The sequence below is a fragment of the Streptococcus sp. KHUD_016 genome (assembly GCF_051106465.1).
GTDB lineage: Bacteria > Bacillota > Bacilli > Lactobacillales > Streptococcaceae > Streptococcus.
The window spans coordinates 1,267,665-1,292,268 of the sequence record NZ_CP193663.1 but is presented as its reverse complement, the minus strand read 5'-3'; the positions used below and the strand labels follow the sequence as shown (position 1 = coordinate 1,292,268).

The window sequence follows — 24,604 nt, the reverse complement described above, 5'->3', positions numbered from 1 at the left end:
ATGACAAAAGCTGATACGATTTTTAAAGAGAATATTGAACGAATCCTCAAAGACGGTGTCTTTTCTGAGCAGGCTCGTCCCAAGTACAAGGATGGGACTGTTGCCAACTCCAAGTACATAACGGGTGCCTTTGCAGAGTATGATTTGTCAAAGGGTGAATTTCCCATCACAACCTTGCGACCCATTGCAATCAAATCCGCCATCAAGGAAGTACTCTGGATTTACCAAGATCAGTCTAATAGCCTAGAAGTGTTAAACAGTAAGTACAATGTTCACTACTGGAATGACTGGGAAGTGGGAGATACGGGAACCATCGGTGAACGCTATGGGGCGGTCGTTAAGAAACACGATATCATTAATAAGATTCTCAAGCAGTTGGAAGCCAATCCCTGGAACCGCCGCAATATCATCTCACTCTGGGATTACCAAGCATTTGAGGAGACAGACGGCCTCCTTCCATGCGCCTTTCAGACCATGTTTGATGTCCGTCGCGTTGATGGGGAAATCTATCTGGATGCGACCTTGACCCAGCGCTCTAATGATATGCTGGTGGCTCACCATATCAATGCCATGCAGTATGTGGCTCTTCAAATGATGATTGCCAAGCATTTTGGCTGGAAGATTGGGAAGTTTTTCTATTTTATCAACAACCTCCATATCTATGATAATCAGTTTGAACAAGCTCAGGAATTGCTCCGTCGTGAGCCGTCAAACTGCCAACCTCGTTTGGTTTTAAATGTTCCTGATGGGACTAATTTCTTTGATATCAAAGCGGAAGACTTTGAGTTGGTTGACTATGATCCAGTCAAGCCACAACTGAAGTTTGATTTGGCTATTTAATACTCTTCGAAAATCTCTTCAAACCACGTCAGCGTCGCCTTACCGTACTCAAGTACAGCCTGCGGCTAGCTTCCTAGTTTGCTCTTTGATTTTCATTGAGTATAAAAGAAAATAAAAAGAAGTTGAGATTTCTCAACTTCTTTTGTTGCTTAATGTGATACGCGGCGGCGAGCTGCTTTTTTGCGGTTTTCTTCGATGAAAGCTGCTTTTTGCTCTTCTGGCTCAATCACTTTCTTTTTAATTGCGTATACTGCACCTGCAACGGCAGCGACAGTTCCTGCGACACCTGTTACAAGACCTTTAGCGAATCCTTTAGCCATGAGTCTTCCTCCTTTATCTTCTCGATCAGCCAGGCTCCCCAAGTGGTAGCATTTTTCTGACTGACCTTTTTGTGATATAATAATAGTAACGAAAAAATGGAAATTTTTCAAGGAAAAAAGATGAAAACAAAAATAATTGTGATTGTTGGACCGACTGCTGTTGGGAAGACAGCCCTTGCTATTGAAGTGGCCAAGCGCTTTGGTGGAGAGGTGGTTAGTGGTGACAGTCAGCAAGTATACAGAAGGCTAGATATTGGGACGGCCAAGGCTAGCCCAGAGGAGCAAGCTGCTGTTCCTCATCATTTGATTGATGTCAGAGAGGTGACCGAGTCTTACTCGGCTTTTGATTTTGTTTCAGAAGCTAAGAAGGCTATTGAGGATATTCAAAGCCGTGGCAAGCTAGCCATTATAGCTGGTGGAACTGGGCTTTATATTCAGAGCTTGCTGGAAGGCTACCATCTAGGTGGAGAGACACCTCATGAGGAGATATTAGCCTATCGAGCTAGTTTAGAGCCTTATTCAGATGAGGAATTAGTCCATCTCGTGAAGCAAGCAGGCCTTGAAATTCCCCAGTTTAACCGTCGTCGTGCCATGCGTGCCTTGGAAATTGCCCATTTTGGTAAGGATTTGAAAAATCAGGAAAGTCCTTATGAAGCTTTGATTATCTGCTTGGATGATGAACGCAGTCAGCTTTATGAACGTATCAACCGTCGAGTAGATCTGATGTTTGAGGCTGGACTTTTGGATGAGGCTAAGTGGCTCTTTGACCATTATCCAGATGTGCAGGCAGCCAAAGGCATTGGCTACAAGGAACTCTTTCCTTATTTCCGTGGGGAGCAAACTCTTGAGGAAGCCAGCGATAGTCTCAAACAGGCAACCCGCCGTTTTGCTAAGCGTCAGTTGACCTGGTTCCGTAATCGCATGCAGGTGACCTTTTATCAGATAGGAGAGCCTGGAGTTCAAAACCGCATTTTAAGCCAGATTGAGGAGTTTTTAAATGATTGAAACGGAGAAAAAAGAGGAACGTGTCCTACTCATCGGTGTGGAATTGCAGGGCATGGACAATTTTGACCTCTCCATGGAAGAATTGGCCAGTCTGGCTAAGACTGCTGGAGCAGTCGTAGTAGGTAGTTACAGGCAAAAACGTGAAAAATATGATTCCAAGACTTTTGTTGGCTCTGGTAAGTTGGAAGAGATTGCGCGGATGGTGGATGCAGAAGAAATTACCACAGTCATTGTCAATAACCGCTTAACTCCACGGCAAAATGTCAATCTAGAAGAAGTTCTCGGTGTCAAGGTCATTGACCGTATGCAGTTGATTCTGGATATCTTTGCCATGCGGGCTCGAAGCCATGAAGGAAAACTCCAAGTTCATTTGGCTCAGCTCAAGTATCTCTTGCCTCGCTTGGTTGGTCAGGGGATTATGCTCAGCCGTCAGGCAGGGGGAATTGGTTCCCGTGGTCCAGGTGAAAGCCAGCTGGAATTGAATCGTCGTAGTGTTCGTAATCAAATCACAGATATCGAGCGCCAGCTCAAGGTGGTAGAGAAAAATCGGGCAACAGTTAGAGAAAAACGTCTGGAGTCGAGTACCTTTAAGATTGGTTTGATTGGTTACACCAATGCTGGGAAATCAACCATCATGAACACCTTGACCAGTAAGACCCAGTATGAAGCAGACGAGCTGTTTGCGACTCTGGATGCGACGACAAAGAGTATCCATTTGGGAGGTAATCTACAGGTAACCTTGACTGATACCGTCGGCTTTATCCAGGATTTGCCAACAGAGTTAGTGTCTAGTTTCAAGTCAACCTTAGAAGAAAGTAAACATGTAGACCTTCTGGTTCATGTCATCGATGCCAGCAATCCTTATCACGAGGAGCATGAAAAAACAGTCCTGTCCATCATGAAAGACTTGGATATGGAGGATATTCCCCGCCTGACCCTTTATAATAAAGCGGATTTGGTGGAGGATTTCACGCCGACTCAAACGCCGTATGCCCTCATTTCTGCCAAGTCTGAGGATAGTCGTGAGAACTTGCAAGCATTGTTTTTGGAGAAGATCAAGGAGATTTTTGAAGTCTTTACCCTGCGCGTGCCTTTTTCAAAGTCTTACAAGATTCATGATTTGGAAAGTGTAGCGATTCTGGAGGATCGTGACTACCAAGATGATGGAGAAGTGATTACAGGCTACATTTCCGAGAAAAACAAATGGAGGTTAGAGGAATTTTATGACTGATATTAAAACCTTGGCTCTAAAGTATGGGGGTTATACAAGTTTGGATAAGGTCTATCTGGATCAACTTCTAGCTGGCAAAACAGAGCAAGAGCAGTTGGCTCTCATCACACCTCCTCCGAGTGTAGTCAATGCCTACTTTGCTGAACTCTACCAGAAAAAGAGTCCTGAAGCTGCGACGGATTATTTTTTAGAAGTCAGTCATGAACTGAATCTCTACAATGCTGATCCAAGTTTCACCTTTGAAAATAAGCCTTTTATTCGTCTTAATTTATCTGGCAAATCTTTTGGATTTTGCTATGAGAGTGAGGGCTTGGGGCGAATTTTCTCTGAAAATGAAGAGGAAATCTCGGATGACTTACTTTTTGAGATTGCGCAAATTTTCCCCCATCAACTAGTCTTTGAGGAGTCTGGAAAGATTTACATGAAGCCTGTCGGAGATGAAGAAGTTGTTAGTGTGAAGAATCTCACAGCTTTGACTGATTTAGAAAGTTTAGCAGATGGTCGCAAGCGTCTCAAAGGCTACAGCCAAGAGGATTTACTGCAAGAAGCTGTTGCTTTTTCTGGCAGTCGCTATTTCCGATCGGAAAATCGCACAGCTATGTTATATATTGATTAATTAGAAAGTATCGAATGGATATTCAATTTTTAGGAACAGGGGCCGGTCAGCCCTCTAAAGCCCGCAACGTTTCAAGTCTCGCCCTGAAACTCTTGGATGAGATTAACGAAGTTTGGCTCTTTGACTGTGGAGAAGGAACGCAAAATCGCATTCTGGAAACCACGATTCGACCACGGAAGGTCAGCAAAATCTTTATCACCCACCTGCATGGAGACCACATCTTTGGATTGCCAGGATTTCTCTCTAGCCGTGCTTTTCAGGCCAATGAAGAGCAGACAGATTTGGACATCTATGGACCGCAAGGAATCAAGTCATTTGTCTTAACCAGCCTTCGTGTGTCAGGCTCTCGTCTGCCTTACCGCATTCATTTTCATGAGTTTGACCAAGATTCTCTAGGGAAAATCTTTGAGACCGATAAATTCACTGTGTATGCAGAGGAGCTGGACCACACTATTTTCTGCGTTGGTTATCGTGTCATGCAAAAGGATCTAGAAGGGACCTTGGATGCTGAAAAACTTAAGGCTGCTGGTGTTCCATTTGGTCCGCTTTTTGGAAAGATCAAAAACGGCCAGGACGTTGTTCTCGAAGATGGAACTGAAATCAAGGCAGCAGACTATATCTCAGCTCCCCGTCCAGGTAAGATTATCACCATTCTGGGTGACACCCGTAAAACCAATGCTAGTGTGCGTTTAGCTGTCAATGCCGATGTCCTTGTCCATGAGTCGACTTATGGCAAGGGAGATGAAAAAATTGCTCGCAATCACGGTCACTCAACCAATATGCAGGCAGCACAAGTAGCAGCAGAAGCCGGTGCTAAACGCCTCTTGCTCAATCATATCAGTGCTCGTTTCCTCTCAAAAGATATCAGTCAGCTCAAGAAAGATGCGGCAACTGTTTTTGAAAATGTCCATGTGGTCAAAGACTTGGAAGAAGTGGAAATTTAGAAGATTGAGAAAGGATAAGTATGCGCACCATCATCATCACTGGAGCAAGCGGTGGCTTAGCCCAAGAAATGGTCAAACTCTTGCCAAATGACCAACTCATCTTGCTAGGTAGAAACAAGGAAAAACTAGCCCAACTATATGGAAATCATCCTCATGTGGAATTAATTGAAATCGATATTACTGATGACTCAGCCCTGGAAGCACTAGTAGCTGACCTCTATCTCCGTTATGGCAAGATTGATGTCTTGATTAACAATGCTGGCTATGGAATTTTTGAAGATTTCAACAAGATCTCTGATCAAGACATTCACCAGATGTTTGAGGTCAATACCTTTGCCCTGATGAATCTGTCTCGTCGCTTTGCGGAGCGCATGAAGGAAAGTCGAAAAGGCCATATCATCAATATCGTCAGCATGGCAGGTTTGATAGCGACTAGCAAGTCCAGTCTCTACTCAGCGACCAAGTTTGCAGCTATTGGATTTTCAAACGCTCTGCGTCTCGAACTGATGCCCTATGGAATCTATGTGACAACAGTCAATCCAGGACCGATTCGTACTGCCTTTTTTGACCAGGCAGACCCAGATGGGACCTACCTCAAGTCGGTTGACCGTTTTCTCTTAGAACCAGATGCAGTCGCTAGAAAGATTGTCAAAATCATAGGAAAAAACAAACGGGAACTCAATCTCCCAGTTTTGTTGAACCTAGCCCATAAGTTTTATATCCTTTTTCCCAAGCTGGCTGATAAGTTGGCTGGGGGGATCTTTAATTATAAGTAAAAGGAGTTCCTTACAAAAGGAACTTTTTTATACTATTTAACTGAGTGTCAAAAATTTGTTTGTTTTTTGTTCTAAATCTATATTCACATTTAATGAATTTTCTACAAATTTTAGAAAAAACAATCAAAAATATGATTTTTTGTGTTTAGGGTATTGAAATTTCCTATATTATTTTATAAAATAAGGGTAAAAGACTATGGAAAAGTAATACGCTTACAATGAAATGGAAGCGGTTACTAAAGGAGGATTTTATGGAAAAAGGCCATTGGAATCGTAAAAGAGTCTACAGCATTCGTAAGTTTGCCGTAGGCGCTTGCTCTGTCATGATTGGAACCTGTGCGGTTCTATTTGGAGGAAGTGTCATTGGAGAATCACCAGTTTTCGCAGATGAAACTCCGATTACTCACACTGTGGAACAAGCAAAAGAGGAAAGTCCGGCAGTGGAGGAAAAAGAAAATCAAGCTGTAGCAGAGCACAAGGATGCTGCAAGTGTCGATCAAAGTCAAGCCACTCCAATTGAAGCAAGCAAACCAGAGGTGAAAGAAGAGGAACCTGTAGCTCCAAAAGAGGAGAAAGCATCTCTAAAGCCTGAAGAAACAGCTCCAAAGGTAGAATCTCAAGCTTCAAGTCAAGAAAAGCCTGTCAAGGAAGATTTGAAAGCTGCGACAAATGAAGAAGTGAATCAAATGATTGAAGATAGAAAAGTGAATTTTAATCAAAATTGGCACTTTAAACTCAATGCGAATCCTAAAGAAGCTGTGAAATCAGATGCAGATGTATCAACATGGCAAAAATTGGATCTCCCACACGACTGGAGTATCTTTAACGATTTTGACCATCAGTCACCTGCCCAAAACGAAGGTGGACAGCTCAATGGTGGTGAAGCTTGGTATCGTAAGACTTTTAAACTTGATGAAAAAGATCTCAAGAAGAATGTTCGTTTGACCTTTGATGGTGTCTACATGGATTCTCAAGTCTTTGTCAATGGCCAGTTAGTGGGACATTATCCAAACGGTTATAACCAGTTCTCATACGATATTACCAAATACCTCCACAAAGATGGTCGTGAGAATGTGATTGCTGTCCATGCAATTAACAAACAACCAAGTAGCCGTTGGTATTCAGGTAGCGGTATCTACCGTGATGTGACCTTGCAAATGACAGATAAGGTTCATGTTGAGAAAAATGGGACAACCATCTTAACACCAAAGCTAGAACAACAGCAACATGGCAAGGTTGAAACGCATGTGACCAGCAAAATCGTTAATACAGACGATAAAGACCATGAACTTGTAGCAGAGTATCAAATCGTTGAACGTGGTGGTCAGGCTGTAACAGGTTTGGTTCGTACAGCGAGCCGTACCTTGAAAGCACATGAATCAACAAGTCTTGATGCGATTTTAGAAGTTGAACAACCAAAACTCTGGACAGTTTTAAATGACAAACCAGCCTTGTACGAATTGATTACGCGTGTTTACCGTGATGGTCAATTGGTGGATGCTAAGAAGGATCTGTTTGGTTACCGTTACTATCATTGGACTCCAAATGAAGGTTTCTCTTTGAATGGTGAACGCATTAAATTCCATGGTGTTTCCTTGCACCATGACCACGGAGCGCTTGGAGCAGAAGAAAACTATAAGGCAGAATACCGTCGTCTCAAACAAATGAAGGAGATGGGTGTTAATGCCATCCGTACAACTCATAACCCTGCAAGTCCACAGACATTGCAGATTGCAGCAGAGCTTGGTTTGCTGGTTCAGGAAGAGGCCTTTGATACTTGGTATGGTGGTAAGAAACCTTATGACTACGGACGTTTCTTTGAAAAAGACGCTACTCACCCAGAAGCTAGAAAAGGTGAAAAATGGTCTGACTATGATCTTCGTACCATGGTCGAAAGAGATAAAAACAACCCAGCTGTCTTCATGTGGTCTATCGGAAACGAAATCGGTGAAGCCGATGGTAAACCTCATTCTCTAGCAACGGTTAAACGCTTAGTAAAAGTGATTAAAGATGTTGATACTACACGTTATGTTACCATGGGAGCAGATAAGTTCCGCTTTGGTGATGGTAGTGGTGATCATGAGAAAATTGCTAATGAACTGGATGCAGTTGGTTTCAACTATTCAGAAGACAACTACAAGAAACTTCGTGCGAAACATCCAAACTGGTTGATTTACGGTTCTGAAACATCTTCAGCTACCCGTACACGTGGAAGTTACTATCGCCCTGAACAGGAATTGAAACATAGTAACGGACCTGAGCGTCATTACGAACAGTCTGACTATGGTAATGACCGAGTTGGCTGGGGTAAAACGGCAACAGATTCATGGATCTTTGACCGTGACAACGCTGGCTATGCTGGACAGTTTATCTGGACAGGTACGGACTATATCGGTGAACCTACACCATGGCACAACCAAAACCAAACTCCCGTTAAGAGCTCTTACTTTGGTATCGTAGATACAGCAGGTATTCCAAAACATGACTTTTATCTCTACCAAAGCCAATGGGTTTCTGCCAAGAAGAAACCGATGGTACACCTTCTTCCTCACTGGAACTGGGAAAATAGAGAATTGGCATCGAAAGTTGAAGATTCAGACGGAAAAATCCCAGTTCGGGCTTACTCAAACGCTGCAAGTGTAGAATTGTTCTTAAATGGTCAATCTCTTGGAGTTAAGAAGTTCAACAAAAAACAAACCAGTGATGGCCGTACCTACCAAGAAGGTGCCAATGCTAAGGAACTCTATCTTGAGTGGAAGGTTGCGTACCAACCAGGTACCTTGGAAGCTGTAGCTCGCGATGAAGCTGGAAACGAAATTGCACGTGATAAGATCACGACTGCAGGCCAACCAGCAGGTGTTCGCCTCGTCAAGGAAGAACACGCAATCGCAGCCGATGGAAAAGACTTGACCTACATCTACTACGAAATCGTAGACAGTGAAGGAAATGTGGTACCAACTGCCAATAATTTGGTTCGTTTCCAATTGCATGGACAAGGTCAACTGGTCGGTGTCGATAATGGGGAACAAGCCAGCCGTGAACGTTATAAGGCACAAGCAGATGGTTCTTGGATCCGCAGAGCCTTTAACGGTAAAGGGGTTGCCATTGTCAAATCAACTGAACAAGCAGGTAAATTCACGCTAACTGCCCACTCCGATCTCTTGAAATCTGATCAAGTAACCGTCTTTACTGGCAAGAAAGAAGATCAAGAAAAGACTGTTCTCGGAACAGAGGTGCCAAAAGTTCGTACAGTCATTGCCCAAATTCCAAAAATGCCGAAGACCGTCGCTTTTATCTACAGTGATGGCAGTCGTGAAAAACGTCCAGTGACTTGGTCTTCAGTTGATGTGAGCCAAGCAGGAGTTGTGACTGTTAAAGGTATGGCAGACGGACGCGAAGTTGAGGCCCGTGTCGAAATTCTAGCAATTGCAAATGAGCTTCCAACTGTTAAGCGTGTTGCTCCAGGAACAGACTTGAGCGCTGTTGACAAATACGTTTCTATTGCTGTTACGGATGGAAGCGTTCAAGAATACGAAGTTGATAAGTGGGAGATTGCGGAAACAGATAAAGCTAAACTGTCAGTTGCAGGATCACGTATTCAAATGACTGGCCAACTAGGTGGTGAGATTATTCACGCTACCCTTATAGTAGAAGATGGTGATGTTGCAGCACCTGTAGTACCAACTGTAACGGTTGGTGATGAAGCTGTCACTGGTCTTACTACTCAAAATCCAATGCAATACCGCACACTTGCTTATGGAGCTGAGTTGCCAAAAGTCACAGCAAGTGCTGAAAATGCGGATGTTACTGTAGTCCAAGCAAGTGCAGCAAACGGCATGCGTGCAAGTATCTATGTTCAACCAAAAGATGGTGGCCCTCTTCAAACCTATGCAATTCAATTCCTCGAAGAAGCACCAAAAATTGACCACTTGAGCCTACAAGTAGAGCAAGCTAACGCTCTTAAAGAAGACCAAACAGTGAAATTGTCTGTACTCGCTCACTATCAAGACGGAACACAGGCAGTTCTACCAGCGGATAAAGTTACCTTCTCTACAAGTGGTGAAGGGGAAGTCGCAGTTCGTAAAGGAATGCTTGAGTTACATAAGCCAGGAGCAGTCACTCTGAAAGCGGAATATGAGGGAGCTAAAGGCCAAGTTGAACTCACTATCCAAGCCAATACTGAGACGAAGGTTGCGCAATCTATCCGTCCAGTAAATGTAGTGACAGACTTGCATCAAGAACCTACTCTTCCAACAACAGTAACTGTTGAGTATGACAAAGGTTTCCCTAAAACTCATAAAGTCATTTGGCAAGCTATTCCAAAAGAAAAACTAGACCACTATCAAACCTTTGAAGTTCTAGGTAAAGTTGAAGGTCTTGATCTTGAAGCGCGTGCTAAAGTATCTGTAGAAGGCATCGTTTCAGTTGAAGAAGTCAGTGTGACAACTCCAATCGCAGAAGCACCACAATTACCAGAAAGCGTTCGTACCTACGATTCAAATGGCCACGTTTCATCAGCTAAGGTTACTTGGGATGCGATTCGTACAGAGCAATACGCCAAGGAAGGTGTCTTTACAGTTAATGGTCGCCTAGAAGGTACGCAATTAACAACTAAACTTCATGTTCGCGTATCTGCTCAAACTGAGAAAGGTGCAAACATTTCTGACCAATGGACCGGATCAGAATTGCCACTTGCCTTTGCTTCAGACTCAAATCCAACTGATCCTGTTTCAAACGTCAACGATAAATTGATTTCCTTTAATGACCGCCCAGCTAACCGTTGGACAAACTGGAACCGTAGTAATCCAGAAGCTTCAGTTGGTGTCCTATTCGGAGATTCAGGTATTTTGAGCAAACGTTCAGTTGATAATCTAAGTGTCGGATTCCACGAAGACCACGGAGTTGGCGTACCGAAGTCTTATGTGATTGAATATTATGTCGGGAAGACCGTTCCAACAGCCCCTAAAAACCCTAGCTTTGTAGGTGAGGAAAACCATGCCTTTAATGATCCTGCAAACTGGAAAGAGGTAAGCAATCTCAAAGCACCAGCTCAATTAAAAGCTGGAGAAATGAATCATTTCAGCTTTGATAAAGTTGAGACCTATGCGGTTCGCATTCGTATGGTTCGACTTGATAGCAAGAAAGGAACGTCTATCACAGAAGTACAAATTTTTGCGAAACAAGTTGCGGCAGCTAAACAAGGACAAACAAGAATCCAAGTTGACGGTAAAGACTTAGCAAACTTTAACCCAGATTTGACAGACTACTACCTTGAGTCTGTAGATGGAAAAGTTCCTGCAGTAACAGCAAGTGTTAGCAACAATGGTCTCGCCACCGTCGTTCCAAGTGTTCGTGAAGGTGAGCCAGTTCGTGTTATCGCGAAGGCTGAAAATGGTGATATCCTAGGAGAATACCGTCTACACTTTACAAGCAATAAAGACTTGCTCTCTCGTAAACCAGTTGCCGCGGTCAAACAAGCTCGCTTGCTACAAGTAGGGCAACCGCTTGAATTGCCAACTAAGGTTCCTGTTTATTTCACAGGTAAAGACGATTACGAAACAAAAGACTTGGCAGTAGAATGGGAAGAAGTTCCAGCAGAAAAGCTGACAAAAGCAGGTCAATTTACCGTTCGAGGTCGTGTCCTTGGTAGTGATCTTGTTGCTGAGTTCACTGTACGAGTGACAGACAAACTTGGCGAAGCTCTTTCAAATAACCCAGAGTATGATGAAAATAGTAACCGCGCCTTTGCTTCAGCCACTAACGACATTGATAGAAACTCCCATGACCGTGTGGACTATCTCAATGACGGAAATCATTCAGAAAATCGTCGTTGGACAAACTGGTCTCCAACACCATCTTCTAATCCAGAAGTATCAGCAGGTGTGATCTTCCGTGAAAATGGTAAGATTGTAGAACGGACTGTAGCGCAAGCCAAACTTCATTTCTTTGCAGATAGTGGTACGGATGCACCATCTAAACTCGTTTTAGAACGCTATGTCGGTCCAGAGTTTGAAGTGCCAACCTACTATTCAAACTACCAAGCCTACGACACAGACCATCCATTCAACAATCCAGAAAATTGGGAAGCTGTTCCTTATCGTGCGGATAAAGACATTGAAGCCGGTGATGAAATTAACGTTACCTTTAAAGCTGTCAAAGCCAAAGCCATGAGATGGCGTATGGAACGCAAAGCGGATAAGAAGGGTGTTGCGATAATTGAGATGACCTTCCTTGCTCCGAGTGAATTGCCTCAAGAAAGTACCCAATCAAAAATTCTTGTAGATGGAAAAGAACTTCCTGACTTCGCTGAAGATCGTCAAGACTACCAAATCACCTATAAAGGTCAACGTCCAAAAGTCTCAGTCGAAGAAAGTAATCAAGTAGCTTCAACAGTTGTAGATAGCGGAGACGATAGCCTTCCAGTACTTGTTCGCCTTGTTTCAGAAAGTGGAAAACAAGTCAAGGAATACCGCATCCACTTGACTAAGGAAAAACCAGTTTCTGAGAAGACTGTTGCTGCTGTACAAGAAGAACTTCCAAAACTCGAATTTGTTGAAAAAGATTTGGCCTATAAGACAGTTGAGAAAAAGGATTCAACCCTGTATCTAGGTGAAACTCGTGTAGAACAAGAAGGAAAAGTTGGTAAGGAACGGATCTTCACGGCGGTTAATCCTAGTGGAAGTAAGGAAGAAAAACTCCGTGAAGTGGTAGAGGCTCCGACAGACCGCATCGTCTTGGTTGGTACTAAACCAGGAACTTCTCTTCCAGAAGACGAAGTGAAGAATCTTGTCCTCGACAGACCAGAACTTGTAGTTGAAGAAGAAACAATTGATTTTAAGGTTCAGGAACAAAAGAATGATCAGCTTCCAGTGGGTCAAACTCGTGTTCTCCAAGAAGGTCAAAAAGGTATCCGTGTTCACTTGATCGAAGTTGAAAATGGCAAGCGAACTGAAAAAGAAAGCTATGATAAAGTCGTGGCTCAGGATCGCATTGTAGAAGTTGGTACGGCTAGTGAAACAACTAAACCAGTACCTCAAGAATCTACAAAACCACAAGTATCAGAAAAAGCAGATACAAAAGAAATTGTTTCAAGTGAAGCTAGTCATGTTCAAGAAGAACAGTTACCAAATACAGGAAGTGCAGAAAGTCAAGCAGCTCTAGCAGCAGGTTTAGCTCTTCTTGGCTTGAGTGCAGGTCTAGTGGCCACTAAAGGTAAAAAAGAAGACTAGAATGAATCAGTATTTCTTCTAAATGTATCTTAGAAAGACCAGGGAATCCTGGTCTTTTTAATGGGTAGAAGTATTATCTAAAGAGCAATTTAACGTTTGTGAAATCAGATAACCAAAATGATAAAAACACTATCTGGTATCGAAAACGAGATGAACTTATTTTTTAAAAAATGGCGGTAAAATATACCAGATTTTGTTTCGATGATAGGAGAAGAAAAGATACAAAGCGGTTAATATACGGATGTGAAAAAGTCGATTTCAACCTGTAAGAAAAAATTGGATTTTTTTTATAAAAATTTGCTTGATAGTTCTAGCCTTTTTCTTCATAGTATGATAAAATGTGGATGTAATGTGGCTAATAATTTTCGCTTGAAAAAGGAGAATGGTGATTAGTTGGGGACAATCATTTAGTTTACTATTACATTGTACATTTACAACTGAATATTATAAGAAAGGAAGATTAAATGAACAAGAAAATAAGATCTTGGATTCAGATCCTTATTCTTTGTTTGGGAGTTATTCTCCAATCATTTGCCCCTCTGACGCAAGTACATGCGACAGAGTATAATGATGTGATCACTAGTGTTGGTGTTGAAAACAGATCTGGTGAAGCTTTAACGCAAGGGTTGGATATTTGGCAAGAATTCCGTCTTACTGCAGATTTTGTTTTGCCAGATAATACGGTGCATGAAGGTGATACAACAACACTTCAATTGCCATCAGAGATTACATTTTCAAACTCTTCAGACATTGAATTACGAGATGCTTCTAACAATCTTGTAGCTACTGGTCGTTTAGATGCAGCTAGCAAAACAATTACTCTAACTTACACAAAGTTTGTTGAGAATAATTCTGGCGTTAGGGGGAAATTCTTTGTTTATGTCCGAGTTGACCATGACGTTGTTTCAGAAGAAAAAGACGTTGATGTCAATATTACTGTAGGACATAGAGTTCTATTTGCAGGGAAAATCCGTTATAACGGTCCTCCAGGGAAATACGACTCTAAAATTGAAAAGAGTTCCTTCCAATACAAGGATGACGAGAAAAATGTAATCCGTTATAACATTACTGTAAACCGCAATATGGCGAACTACAGTGATGTCACTATCAAAGATGCTTTCTCTTCTCCAAATATGACATTCCTACCAGATACTTTTCGTATTTACAAAGTAGATTGGAGTTGGAATAACGGAGACTGGAAATGGACTAATGCTCAGGATATGACCGAAACCTTTAAAAACCAACTAGTGGTAAATGCGAATGGTGATGGTTTCACCCTTCCTTTAGGAGATACTAATGGTTTTGGTTATATGATCGAGTATCGAGCTAAAGCGAATTATGATCTAGTCGATGGTGAGGAAATCACGAACGTAGCCAACATGAGCTACAATGGTAGTGAGAATGAACAATCAACCAGCACACGTACCTACCAGATTGCAGGTGGTGTTGCAGAAGGATATGTTTTCACCATTAAAATTCATAAGGTAGACGAAGCAGGCCAACCTCTGCAAGGTGCAGTTTTTGAAGTGATTCGTGATCGTAACCAAGCCGTTGTTGGACGATTGACAACAGATTCTGATGGTAACGCTAGTGTAGGTAAATTGTTGCGAGACAACTATACAATTCGTGAAGTAACTGCTCCTCTTGGCTATGACAAATTAACTGAAGATATTAAAATTTCTCCAGATGAGTTTGGTTCAGACAAATCAGTAGAACGTCGAATTGAAAATAAGAAGACACCTCCGAAGACTCCAATTGAAAAAGAGATTACTTTCAAAAAGGTGGATCCAAATGGAAAAGAAATTCCAGGTGCCGAACTTAAAATCTACAGCGGAGATCGTGTAAGACCAGAAGCTCCACCTGTAGCAGACTGGACAACAGAAGCTAATACTTCTAAAGTGATTAAATTAGCTCCTGGTACCTATACTCTAACAGAGTCCGTTGCTCCAGATGGGTATCAGTATGTTGATGATGTTACCTTCACGGTCAATGCTGATGGTTCTATTACAATTGTCAAAAAAGGTACAACAGATACTGTCGTAACAACTGGTTCTGTTTTGTCAATCACTGACAAAGAGGATACAACTCCAAAGGCTATTACCTTCAGTAAAGTCAATCTTGGAGGAAATGAAATCGCTGGTGCTCAGATTAAGATCTACAAGGGCGATAAGGCAGAAGGCACAGCCGTAGAAAGCTGGACTTCAGAAGCTGGTAAGTCTAAAGATCTCAACTTGGCGCCAGGTACTTACACCTTCCATGAGGAAGCCGCTCCAACCGGCTACCTCAAAGTAACAGATATTACTTTCAAAGTGAAAACTGACGGAACAGTAGAAGTAACCAATGTCGGCGAGAAAGACTCTAAGGGTGAAGACAACAAGGTCGTAACCAACGGCTCAACTGTTACAGTAACGGATAAAGACGATGATAGTCCAAAAGCCATTACTTTCAGTAAAGTTAACCTTGGTGGAACAGAAATCGCAGGTGCTCAAATCAAGATCTACAAGGGCGATAAAGCAGAAGGCACAGCCGTAGAAAGCTGGACTTCAGAAGCTGGTAAGTCTAAAGACTTGAACTTGGCACCAGGTACTTATACTTTCCATGAGGAAGCCGCTCCAACCGGCTACCTCAAAGTAACAGATATTACTTTCAAAGTGAAAACTGACGGAACAGTAGAAGTAACCAATGTCGGCGAGAAAGACTCTAAGGGTGAAGACAACAAGGTCGTAACCAACGGCTCAACTGTTACAGTAACGGATAAAGACGATGATAGTCCAAAAGCCATTACTTTCAGTAAAGTTAACCTTGGTGGAACAGAAATCGCAGGTGCTCAAATCAAGATCTTCAAGGGCGATAAGGCAGAAGGCACAGCCGTAGAAAGCTGGACTTCAGAAGCTGGTAAGTCTAAAGATCTCAACTTGGCGCCAGGTACTTACACCTTCCATGAGGAAGCCGCTCCAACCGGCTACCTCAAAGTAACAGATATTACTTTCAAAGTGAAAACTGACGGAACAGTAGAAGTAACCAATGTCGGCGAGAAAGACTCTAAGGGTGAAGACAACAAGGTCGTAACCAACGGCTCAACTGTTACAGTAACGGATAAAGACGATGATAGTCCAAAAGCCATTACTTTCAGTAAAGTTAACCTTGGTGGAACAGAAATCGCAGGTGCTCAAATCAAGATCTTCAAGGGCGATAAGGCAGAAGGCACAGCCGTAGAAAGCTGGACTTCAGAAGCTGGTAAGTCTAAAGATCTCAACTTGGCGCCAGGCACTTACACCTTCCATGAGGAAGCAGCTCCAACTGGTTACCTCAAAGTAACGGACATCACTTTCCAAGTCAAACATGATGGCACAGTGGAAGTGACCAATGTTGGTGAGAAAGACTCTAAGGGTGAAGAAAACAAAGTTGCCACAAACGGTTCAACTGTAACTGTAACCGATAAAGACGATGACCTACCACGTAAGATTACCTTCAGCAAGGTTAGCCTTGGTGGAACAGAAATCGCAGGTGCAGAGATTAAGATCTATAAAGGCGATAAGGCAGAAGGCACAGCCGTAGAAAGCTGGACTTCAGAAGCTGGTAAGTCTAAAGATCTCAACTTGGCGCCAGGTACTTACACCTTCCATGAGGAAGCAGCTCCAACTGGTTACCTCAAAGTAACGGACATCACTTTCCAAGTCAAACATGATGGCACAGTGGAAGTGACAAACGTTGGTGAGAAAGACTCTAAGGGTGAAGAAAACAAAGTTGCCACAAACGGTTCAACAGTAACTGTAACCGATAAAGACGATGACCTTCCACGTAAGATCACCTTCAGCAAGGTTAGCCTTGGTGGAACAGAAATCGCTGGTGCAGAGATTAAGATCTATAAAGGCGACAAGGCAGAAGGCACAGCCGTAGAAAGCTGGACTTCAGAAGCTGGTAAGTCTAAAGATCTCAACTTGGCTCCAGGCACTTACACCTTCCATGAGGAAGCAGCTCCAACTGGTTACCTCAAAGTAACGGACATCACTTTCCAAGTCAAATACGACGGCACAGTGGAAGTGACAAATGTTGGTGAGAAAGACTCTAAAGGTGAAGAAAACAAAGTCGTAACCAACGGCTCAACAGTAACTGTAACCGACAAAGACGATGACCTTCCACGTAAGATCACCTTCAGCAAGGTTAGCCTTGGTGGAACAGAAATCGCTGGTGCACAAATCAAGATCTACAAGGGCGACAAGGCAGAAGGTACAGCCGTAGAAAGCTGGACTTCAGAAGCTGGTAAGTCTAAAGATCTCAACTTGGCGCCAGGTACTTACACCTTCCATGAGGAAGCAGCTCCAACTGGTTACCTCAAAGTAACGGACATCACTTTCCAAGTCAAACATGATGGCACAGTGGAAGTGACAAACGTTGGTGAGAAAGACTCTAAGGGTGAAGAAAACAAAGTTGCCACAAACGGTTCAACAGTAACTGTAACCGATAAAGACGATGACCTTCCACGTAAGATCACCTTCAGCAAGGTTAGCCTTGGTGGAACAGAAATCGCTGGTGCAGAGATTAAGATCTATAAAGGCGACAAGGCAGAAGGCACAGCCGTAGAAAGCTGGACTTCAGAAGCTGGTAAGTCTAAAGATCTCAACTTGGCTCCAGGCACTTACACCTTCCATGAGGAAGCAGCTCCAACTGGTTACCTCAAAGTAACGGACATCACTTTCCAAGTCAAATACGACGGCACAGTGGAAGTGACAAATGTTGGTGAGAAAGACTCTAAAGGTGAAGAAAACAAAGTCGTAACCAACGGCTCAACTGTAACTGTAACCGATAAAGACGATGACCTACCACGTAAGATTACCTTCAGCAAGGTTAGCCTTGGTGGAACAGAAATCGCAGGTGCAGAGATTAAGATCTATAAAGGCGATAAGGCAGAAGGCACAGCCGTAGAAAGCTGGACTTCAGAAGCTGGTAAGTCTAAAGATCTCAACTTGGCGCCAGGTACTTACACCTTCCATGAGGAAGCAGCTCCAACTGGTTACCTCAAAGTAACGGACATCACTTTCCAAGTCAAACATGATGGCACAGTGGAAGTGACAAACGTTGGTGAGAAAGACTCTAAGGGTGAAGAAAACAAAGTTGCCACAAACGGTTCAACAGTAACTGTAACCGATAAAGACGATGACCTTCCACGTAAGATCACCTTCAGCAAGGTTAGCCTTGGTGGAACAGAAATCGCTGGTGCAGAGATTAAGATCTATAAAGGCGACAAGGCAGAAGGCACAGCCGTAGAAAGCTGGACTTCAGAAGCTGGTAAGTCTAAAGATCTCAACTTGGCTCCAGGCACTTACACCTTCCATGAGGAAGCAGCTCCAACTGGTTACCTCAAAGTAACGGACATCACTTTCCAAGTCAAATACGACGGCACAGTGGAAGTGACAAATGTTGGTGAAAAAGACTCTAAAGGTGAAGAAAACAAAGTCGTAACAAACGGTTCAACTGTAACTGTAACTGATAAAGATGATGACCTTCCACGTAAGATTACCTTTAGCAAGGTAAATCTAGCGGGTGAAGAAATCGCGGGTGCAAAAATCCAAATTTTCCGTGGAGAAAAAGTTGCAGGTAATCCTGTGGCTGAATGGACTTCAAAAGCCAAACAATCACATGTACTTGATTTGACTCCGGGAGTATATACTTTCCATGAAGAAGCCGCTCCAACTGGATACTTAGCAGTAACAGATATTACATTCCAAGTTAACTACGACGGAACTGTAACAGTGGTAAATGCTAGTGGAAATCAGGTTGAGTTTAAGGATGGTAAGTTAGTAGTAACGGACCAAACTGAACCAGAAAATCCTAACCTACCAAACACTGGAAGTGAATCTGGACAAGCTGCATTAGCAGCAGGTTTAGCTCTTCTAGCTTTAGGTGCAGGTCTTGTAGCAACTAAACGAAGAAAAGAAGACTAATCTCATTTAGTAGCCAATAAGTAGATTAAAGAAAGATCAGGGATAACTCCCTGGTCTTTTTTTATGGTTCAGAATAATGAAATATGCTAAATTAAACTATTTATCAGGATGGGATATGACTATTACTAGATTTCTTCTGAGTTTTACTTATATAAAATAGTTTGGATAATTATTAAGGTGTATCAAACTTATAAATAAATGGAATGTTTTGTGCAATGTTTCTTTCTGTTTGTTTAAAAGAGAAGTTGTTCGTAAGTGTACACTATACTTAAAGAAACTTCAGTCTGATGAAAGAATTAGTTTTTATGGCAGTAATTTTACACTGTGTCAATATTTTCAAAAGGCAATAACCTCATAATATTACAAAAAAAGTTAATTTTGTTTTATAATGAAATTAAAGGAGGTTTCTATATTAAAAATAGAACAAATATGATAAATAATGCACTCACATATAGTTATGACACATGTTAATATGATGTAACTTATTTAATAACCCTCATGGATTTCAACGAATTCGAAAGGAGATGAGTGTTGAGGTTTTATAATCATAGTTTGTCGTTTTAATGTTTTCGGTAATTTAGAAAGGAAGATTATGAAGAACAAGAAATTCTGGTTACCCATCCTAACTTCTCTGGCCTGTTTGCTAGGGATAATCTTTGCTCCAAATTCAGTTCAAGCAAAGGAACTGAAGAACGTTATCAGTAATATTGGAATTTGGGAGGTTGATAATGGTAAGTTTATAAAACCAGATGCGAATGGTGTTTATACACTTTCTCCTGAACATCATAACTACTCAAATTATAAATTCACTGTTGATTACGATTTGAGCGCCTATGATGGTAAATTAGAGGACGGTGATACCTTTACCTTTACTGTTCCGAGCCCTTTAACTGTTAGAAATGAAACTTTTGATTTAAAAGATAGGGAAACAGATCTCGTTATCGGAGAAACTCAAATTGTATCAAACGGGGATAATAATGGTGGTAAGGCAACTATTACATTAAAAAATCTGAAAACCTATCTTGAGAAAAAAGGTGGCTATCAAGTCCAAAACGTTAAAGGGAATTTCTTTGTTGGTTTTAGTTCTAAAAATGAATTAAGCAATGAAACGCTTCGTTTTGATAAAACGGAAACCATAAATGAAATCACCCATCAAATCAAGGTTAAAAAAGGTGATACGGCTGATTATTCTGAAGGAATCGGTCGAGCTAATTTCAATAAATATCATGGTTTGATTTACAAAGAGGATTGGACATCAAAGGCTCTAAATAAGAGTGGAAAATACTTACACAGCTGGTATGTTCGTGTTAATCCGAAACAAGCAGCCTATAATAAAATTGAAATTCATGACTGGGTAGATCCAAATGCTTCACCAATGCAAATGATTCCTGAAACATTTAGCGTCACAGCAGGTTGGTATGATCAATATTATTATTTGAAAGATGAAGTGGTTTTAGAAGCTGGTAAGGATTACCAAGTAAAATGGAATGATTCTTACACAGAATTTACTTTAACAATTAACAATGCATCTTCAATTCTTGCGAAGAACGGTAAACCAGCAGCATTTCGAATTAATTATAAAACAAGTGCTCCAGCTGATGGCACGCAAGTCCAAAACAATGCTGAAATGAAGGGTGATGACCAGATTCTTACATATGACGACTATAGTAATAAGACAGTCGTTAAGCAAATCGGAAACTCAGTAGTTGCTTCAGGCGGTACAATTCAGTTAGAAACTGGTTACCGTATCATTCTTTACAAGGTCGACGAGCTGACTCATGACCGTCTAAAAGGAGCAAAATTCAAGATTACTCCTCCGGCAGGAGCTACGGCTAAAGAGGAAATTGTAACGACAAATGATGACGGAATTGCTGAGTCATCTATTTACTCAGAAAGTGATATCAAGAAAGGGAACTTTACGGTAACCGAGATTGAGGCTCCTGAGGGATATGAGTTGAATCCTACTCCATTTGAGATGACTGTTGGACAAGATGGAGCTATCAAAACAGTTACAAATAAACGTAGCAAAGCTAAAGCTAAGATTAAAGCTAATAAAAAACTTACAGGACGTGAGTTGAAGGCTGAAGAGTTTGAATTCACTTTAACAGACCAAGATGGTAAGGTGAAAGAAACTGTGAAGAATGACAAAGACGGAAACATTGCTTTCTCAGAATTGGAATTCGACAAAGCAGGGACTTATACCTTTAAAATTGCTGAAAAAGCTGGCAGTGATACAGGCATCAAGTACGACACTAAAACTGTTACGGCTACAGTTACTGTAACGGACAAGGGTAAAGGTGCACTTGAAGCAACTGTTTCTTACGATGATGAAAAAGCTTTTGAGAATACTTACACTCCAGCAAAAACGGAAGTTTCTGTTAAGAAAGTATGGAAGGACGAGAACAACCAAGATGGTAAACGCCCATCTTCTGTCACGGTTAAATTGCTTGCAGATGGTCAAGATACTGGTAAAACACTTGAATTGACTGAAGCAAATGGTTGGGCTGGAAGCTTCAAAGACCTTGATGCTGATAAAGGCGGAACACCTATTAAGTACACAGTAGTAGAAGTAACTGTTCCTGGTTACACTTCTGAAATTACTGGTGATGCTGCATCTGGATTCACCATCACAAATAGCTATTCACCAGAAACAGTTGATGTAAAAGCAACTAAGAACTGGGATGACGCTAATAACCAAGACGGCAAACGTCCAACTAAGATTACAATCAATCTTTTAGCAGACGGTAAGAAAGTTGATTCGAAAGAAGTTCAAGCAGCCGCAGATGGAACTTGGACTGTCGAATTCACGAAATTAGCAAAATATAAAGCTGGTAAAGAAATCAAATACACTGTAACAGAAGAAGCCGTAGCAGAATACGAAGCGACTATTACAGACTTTACCATCACAAACAAATATGCTCCTAAAGAAATTGACTACAAGGTAACAAAAGTATGGAATGATGCGAACAACCAAGACGGTAAACGTCCTGAGTCCGTAACGGTTCAACTTTATAAAAAAGTAGGAAATGCAGATCCAGTAGCCGTTGAAGGTAAGAAATTGACCTTAACAGCTAAGGAGAAGACTGATGATAACACTTGGGTAGCATCCTTCACCAATCTTCCACAATACGAAGCTGGAAAAGAAATCACCTATTCTATCAAGGAAGTGGATGTACCAGCTGGTTACGAAGCCTCTGTGACTGGTCAAGTAGTGACAAACACCTATAACCCAGAAACAGTTGTTCTTTCAGGAACTAAGATTTGGAAAGATAACAACAACCAAGACGGCAAACGAACAAGATCTGTGAAAGTTCAAATTCTTAACGGCGACAAGGTTGTTCAAGAAATTGAAGTTTCAGAAGCAACTGGCTGGAAGTTCGAATCAAAAAAACTTCCTAAGTATAAGAATGGTAAAGAAATCAAGTATACTGTCAAAGAAACTGCTATGACAGAATACAAAGCAACCATCACTACAGATAAGGATGGCAAGTACACCATTACCAATGAATATACACCAGAAAAAATTGCTGTAAGTGGACAAAAGACCTGGATTGATAATAACGACCAAGATCGTATCCGTCCAGCATCTATCACTGTCGCTCTTCTTGCCAATGGTAAAGAAACTGGCAAGATAGCAATCGCAACAGCTGAAACAGGTTGGAAGTATGAATTCACTGAACTGGATCGTTACCAAAATGGTAAAGCAATCGAGTACACAGTCAAAGAAGTTGGTGTTCCTACAGGTTACACAGCTACTGAAACTGGTATGAATGTGACCAACACCCACACACCAGAGAAAACATCTGTAAAAGGTAAGAAGATCTGGAAAGATGAAGATAACAAAGATGGCATCCGTCCAGCATCTATCACCGTAAAACTTCTTGCAGATGGTAAGGAAACCGGTCAGACAGCTACAGTGTCAGAAACAAGTGGCTGGACTTATGAGTTTACAGGTCTTGATCGTTATCAAGAAGGTAAGGAGATTGCCTACACTGTTGAAGAAGTGAATGTTCCAGATGGTTATACAGCTTCAGTAGAAGGTTACAACATTACAAATACACACACTCCTGAAAAACCAACACCAGGTAAACCAAATGAACCAGGTAAGCCTAAAAAAGGTGGGGAATTGCCTAATACAGGAAGCGAGTCTAATCAAGTGGCTCTAATAGCTGGAATCGCCCTTCTTGGATTGGGAACAGGATTCTTGGCAAGACGCAAAAAAGAAGATTAAGTTTTTTAAACGGTATCTTTCACGAAATTTTGCAACACAGTTTAAAAGTGGAAACAAGTGTCAATGGAAATTGGCACTTGTTCTTTTGTACCTGACCCTGATTCTACTACCAGATACAAGTGGATAGTTGCCACTTACTGAAAAGCTATTGTTTTTGCTACGAAATCCTCTATAATAGGTGACAAATAAAAAAGGAGATGTTGCATATGATTGAAACAAGATTACAAGATAAATTGAAGCCAGGTTTGGAGGTAGAAAATTTTCAAAAAGATGGGGATATCTATCTGTCTCTTAATCCTGATTATCTATCTGGAGATAATGCTAAATATATGACCATGTATAACCGTATGGCTCGCTGGTACGATATGAGTGAGAAATGGATAGGACCACTTCTCCACGGCAAGGCGATTGATAAGTTGAGAAGGGATCTGATGGGAGAAATCGAATGGAAGGATAATTTATCTGTTCTTTATGTCTCTATCGGGACTGGTCAAGACCTCCGTTATATTCCTGAGACAATTGACCTGAAAAGTTTAGACTTTGTAGGGGTAGATATTTCTATCAGTATGCTAAAAAAATGCCTTAAATCTTGCGCTAAAAAGACCAATTTGCAACTTTTCCATGCTTGCGCGGAGGATCTACCCTTTGCGGATAATAGTTTTGACATTGTCTACCATGTTGGCGGAATCAATTTTTTCAATGATAAGGCCAAGGCTATGCAGGAAATGCTACGAGTGGCGAAGCCAGGAACCAAAATTTTAATCGCAGATGAGACGGCTGACTATGTGGATCAGCAATATAAGAAAAATCATTTTAGTAAGGATTATTTTAAAGATGCTACTGTTGATTTGAGTGAAATTGAGAATGCTGTTCCAAGCGAAGTTAAGGAAAAGGAAATGAAACTTCTTTGGGATGGTAAATTCTACGCCTTGACATTTAGGAAATAAGAAAAAGTATCTTGGTAGAGCTTAGAAAGTAAGTATGAAGATAAAAATATTCCCTTAGACAGCTGTCTGAGGGAATGTTTTTTATGGGAGCATCATCAATTCGACAATCATAGCAATGTAGATGATTAAGGTAAGGAGAAAACCGGCTCTCCAGAAGAATTTGATGAATTTAGGGTAATAAAAACTTCGTTTTTTGACAAGGAAAAAGACTACAAGGAGGATTGCTAGGAGAGAAAGTGCGACTCCAAGTCGCGGTAGAAAGTTGTGGGTAAAGGCTTTAGCAGTAATCAGGTAATACTCGAATACCAAAAGTGGAAAAGCTAGATCCGCGAAATTAAATCCTATTTTCCTAAGTCCGAAAAGCTTGGTGACAATAAAGCAAACCACCAAGGTTAATATCAATAATAAAATAGATGCTATTTTCATTAAAATCATACCCATATTGTATCATAAAAAAACGCTAAAGGAAATGAGAAACAAGGGAATTTGTAGGAAAGTCAGGCTTTTGAGATTGTAGGTG

At 41.5% G+C, this 24,604-nt stretch carries 12 protein-coding genes; 10 read left to right on the top strand and 2 right to left on the bottom strand.

Translation table 11 applies throughout. The features are described 5' to 3' along the window. The gene (locus ACORHV_RS06045; RefSeq protein ID WP_084944213.1) at positions 1-840 is read left to right on the top strand and encodes a thymidylate synthase; all 840 of its coding nucleotides are present in this window, start codon (positions 1-3) and stop codon (positions 838-840) included. Positions 841-989: 149 nt separating this feature from the next. On the opposite strand, the gene ACORHV_RS06040 is transcribed toward ACORHV_RS06045, so the two are convergent. Continuing rightward, positions 990-1,160: a DUF3042 family protein gene (locus tag ACORHV_RS06040; protein ID WP_001051782.1), complete on the bottom strand. Its 171-nt coding sequence runs from the start codon at positions 1,158-1,160 to the stop codon at positions 990-992. A 120-nt stretch (positions 1,161-1,280) separates the two neighbouring features. On the opposite strand from ACORHV_RS06040, the gene miaA reads away from it, so the two are divergent. The 9 genes from miaA to ACORHV_RS05995 all read left to right on the top strand — a co-directional run bounded on the left by miaA (position 1,281) and on the right by ACORHV_RS05995 (position 24,084). Beyond that, entirely contained in the window at positions 1,281-2,165 is an 885-nt protein-coding gene (gene miaA / locus ACORHV_RS06035) for a tRNA (adenosine(37)-N6)-dimethylallyltransferase MiaA (RefSeq protein ID WP_000850175.1), read from the top strand. Continuing rightward, entirely contained in the window at positions 2,158-3,396 is a 1,239-nt protein-coding gene (gene hflX, locus ACORHV_RS06030) for a GTPase HflX (protein ID WP_434397786.1), read from the top strand. Before miaA ends, hflX begins: the two co-directional genes overlap by 8 nt. Next, positions 3,389-4,012, top strand: a complete 624-nt coding sequence (locus ACORHV_RS06025) for a hypothetical protein (RefSeq protein ID WP_000129699.1) — start codon at positions 3,389-3,391, stop codon at positions 4,010-4,012. The genes hflX and ACORHV_RS06025 overlap by 8 nt, the downstream gene beginning before the upstream one ends. A gap of 14 nt (positions 4,013-4,026) precedes the next feature. Then, entirely contained in the window at positions 4,027-4,956 is a 930-nt protein-coding gene (gene rnz, locus ACORHV_RS06020) for a ribonuclease Z (protein ID WP_095725903.1), read from the top strand. A gap of 20 nt (positions 4,957-4,976) precedes the next feature. Continuing rightward, entirely contained in the window at positions 4,977-5,732 is a 756-nt protein-coding gene (locus ACORHV_RS06015) for an SDR family NAD(P)-dependent oxidoreductase (protein WP_001259144.1), read from the top strand. 251 nt (positions 5,733-5,983) lie between these two features. Continuing rightward, positions 5,984-12,961 carry an LPXTG-anchored adhesin/beta-galactosidase BgaA gene (gene bgaA, locus ACORHV_RS06010; protein WP_000410705.1) on the top strand — a complete coding sequence of 2,326 codons (6,978 nt, stop codon included), beginning with the start codon at positions 5,984-5,986 and terminating at the stop codon, positions 12,959-12,961. Between the two features lie 464 nt (positions 12,962-13,425). After that, positions 13,426-18,906 carry a SpaA isopeptide-forming pilin-related protein gene (locus ACORHV_RS06005; protein WP_434397782.1) on the top strand — a complete coding sequence of 1,827 codons (5,481 nt, stop codon included), beginning with the start codon at positions 13,426-13,428 and terminating at the stop codon, positions 18,904-18,906. A 592-nt stretch (positions 18,907-19,498) separates the two neighbouring features. Beyond that, entirely contained in the window at positions 19,499-23,137 is a 3,639-nt protein-coding gene (locus tag ACORHV_RS06000) for a Cna B-type domain-containing protein (RefSeq protein WP_434397780.1), read from the top strand. Between the two features lie 206 nt (positions 23,138-23,343). Further along, the gene (locus tag ACORHV_RS05995) at positions 23,344-24,084 is read left to right on the top strand and encodes a class I SAM-dependent methyltransferase (protein WP_434397778.1); all 741 of its coding nucleotides are present in this window, start codon (positions 23,344-23,346) and stop codon (positions 24,082-24,084) included. 81 nt (positions 24,085-24,165) lie between these two features. Here the strand turns inward: ACORHV_RS05995 and ACORHV_RS05990 are convergent, their stop codons facing one another. After that, on the bottom strand, positions 24,166-24,525 hold the full coding sequence (locus ACORHV_RS05990; protein ID WP_000525394.1) for a DUF3397 domain-containing protein: 360 nt from the start codon (positions 24,523-24,525) through the stop codon (positions 24,166-24,168). Between the last annotated feature and the right edge of the window lie 79 nt (positions 24,526-24,604).

Coding starts and splice junctions, on each gene's coding strand:
- ACORHV_RS06000 (WP_434397780.1), top strand. CDS start 19,499: ATGAAGAACAAGAAATTCTGGTTACCCATCCTAACTTCTCTGGCCTGT.
- ACORHV_RS06025 (WP_000129699.1), top strand. CDS start 3,389: ATGACTGATATTAAAACCTTGGCTCTAAAGTATGGGGGTTATACAAGT.
- ACORHV_RS06040 (WP_001051782.1), bottom strand. CDS start 1,160: ATGGCTAAAGGATTCGCTAAAGGTCTTGTAACAGGTGTCGCAGGAACT.
- ACORHV_RS06045 (WP_084944213.1), top strand. CDS start 1: ATGACAAAAGCTGATACGATTTTTAAAGAGAATATTGAACGAATCCTC.
- hflX (WP_434397786.1), top strand. CDS start 2,158: ATGATTGAAACGGAGAAAAAAGAGGAACGTGTCCTACTCATCGGTGTG.
- bgaA (WP_000410705.1), top strand. CDS start 5,984: ATGGAAAAAGGCCATTGGAATCGTAAAAGAGTCTACAGCATTCGTAAG.
- rnz (WP_095725903.1), top strand. CDS start 4,027: ATGGATATTCAATTTTTAGGAACAGGGGCCGGTCAGCCCTCTAAAGCC.
- miaA (WP_000850175.1), top strand. CDS start 1,281: ATGAAAACAAAAATAATTGTGATTGTTGGACCGACTGCTGTTGGGAAG.
- ACORHV_RS06015 (WP_001259144.1), top strand. CDS start 4,977: ATGCGCACCATCATCATCACTGGAGCAAGCGGTGGCTTAGCCCAAGAA.
- ACORHV_RS06005 (WP_434397782.1), top strand. CDS start 13,426: ATGAACAAGAAAATAAGATCTTGGATTCAGATCCTTATTCTTTGTTTG.
- ACORHV_RS05995 (WP_434397778.1), top strand. CDS start 23,344: ATGATTGAAACAAGATTACAAGATAAATTGAAGCCAGGTTTGGAGGTA.
- ACORHV_RS05990 (WP_000525394.1), bottom strand. CDS start 24,525: ATGGGTATGATTTTAATGAAAATAGCATCTATTTTATTATTGATATTA.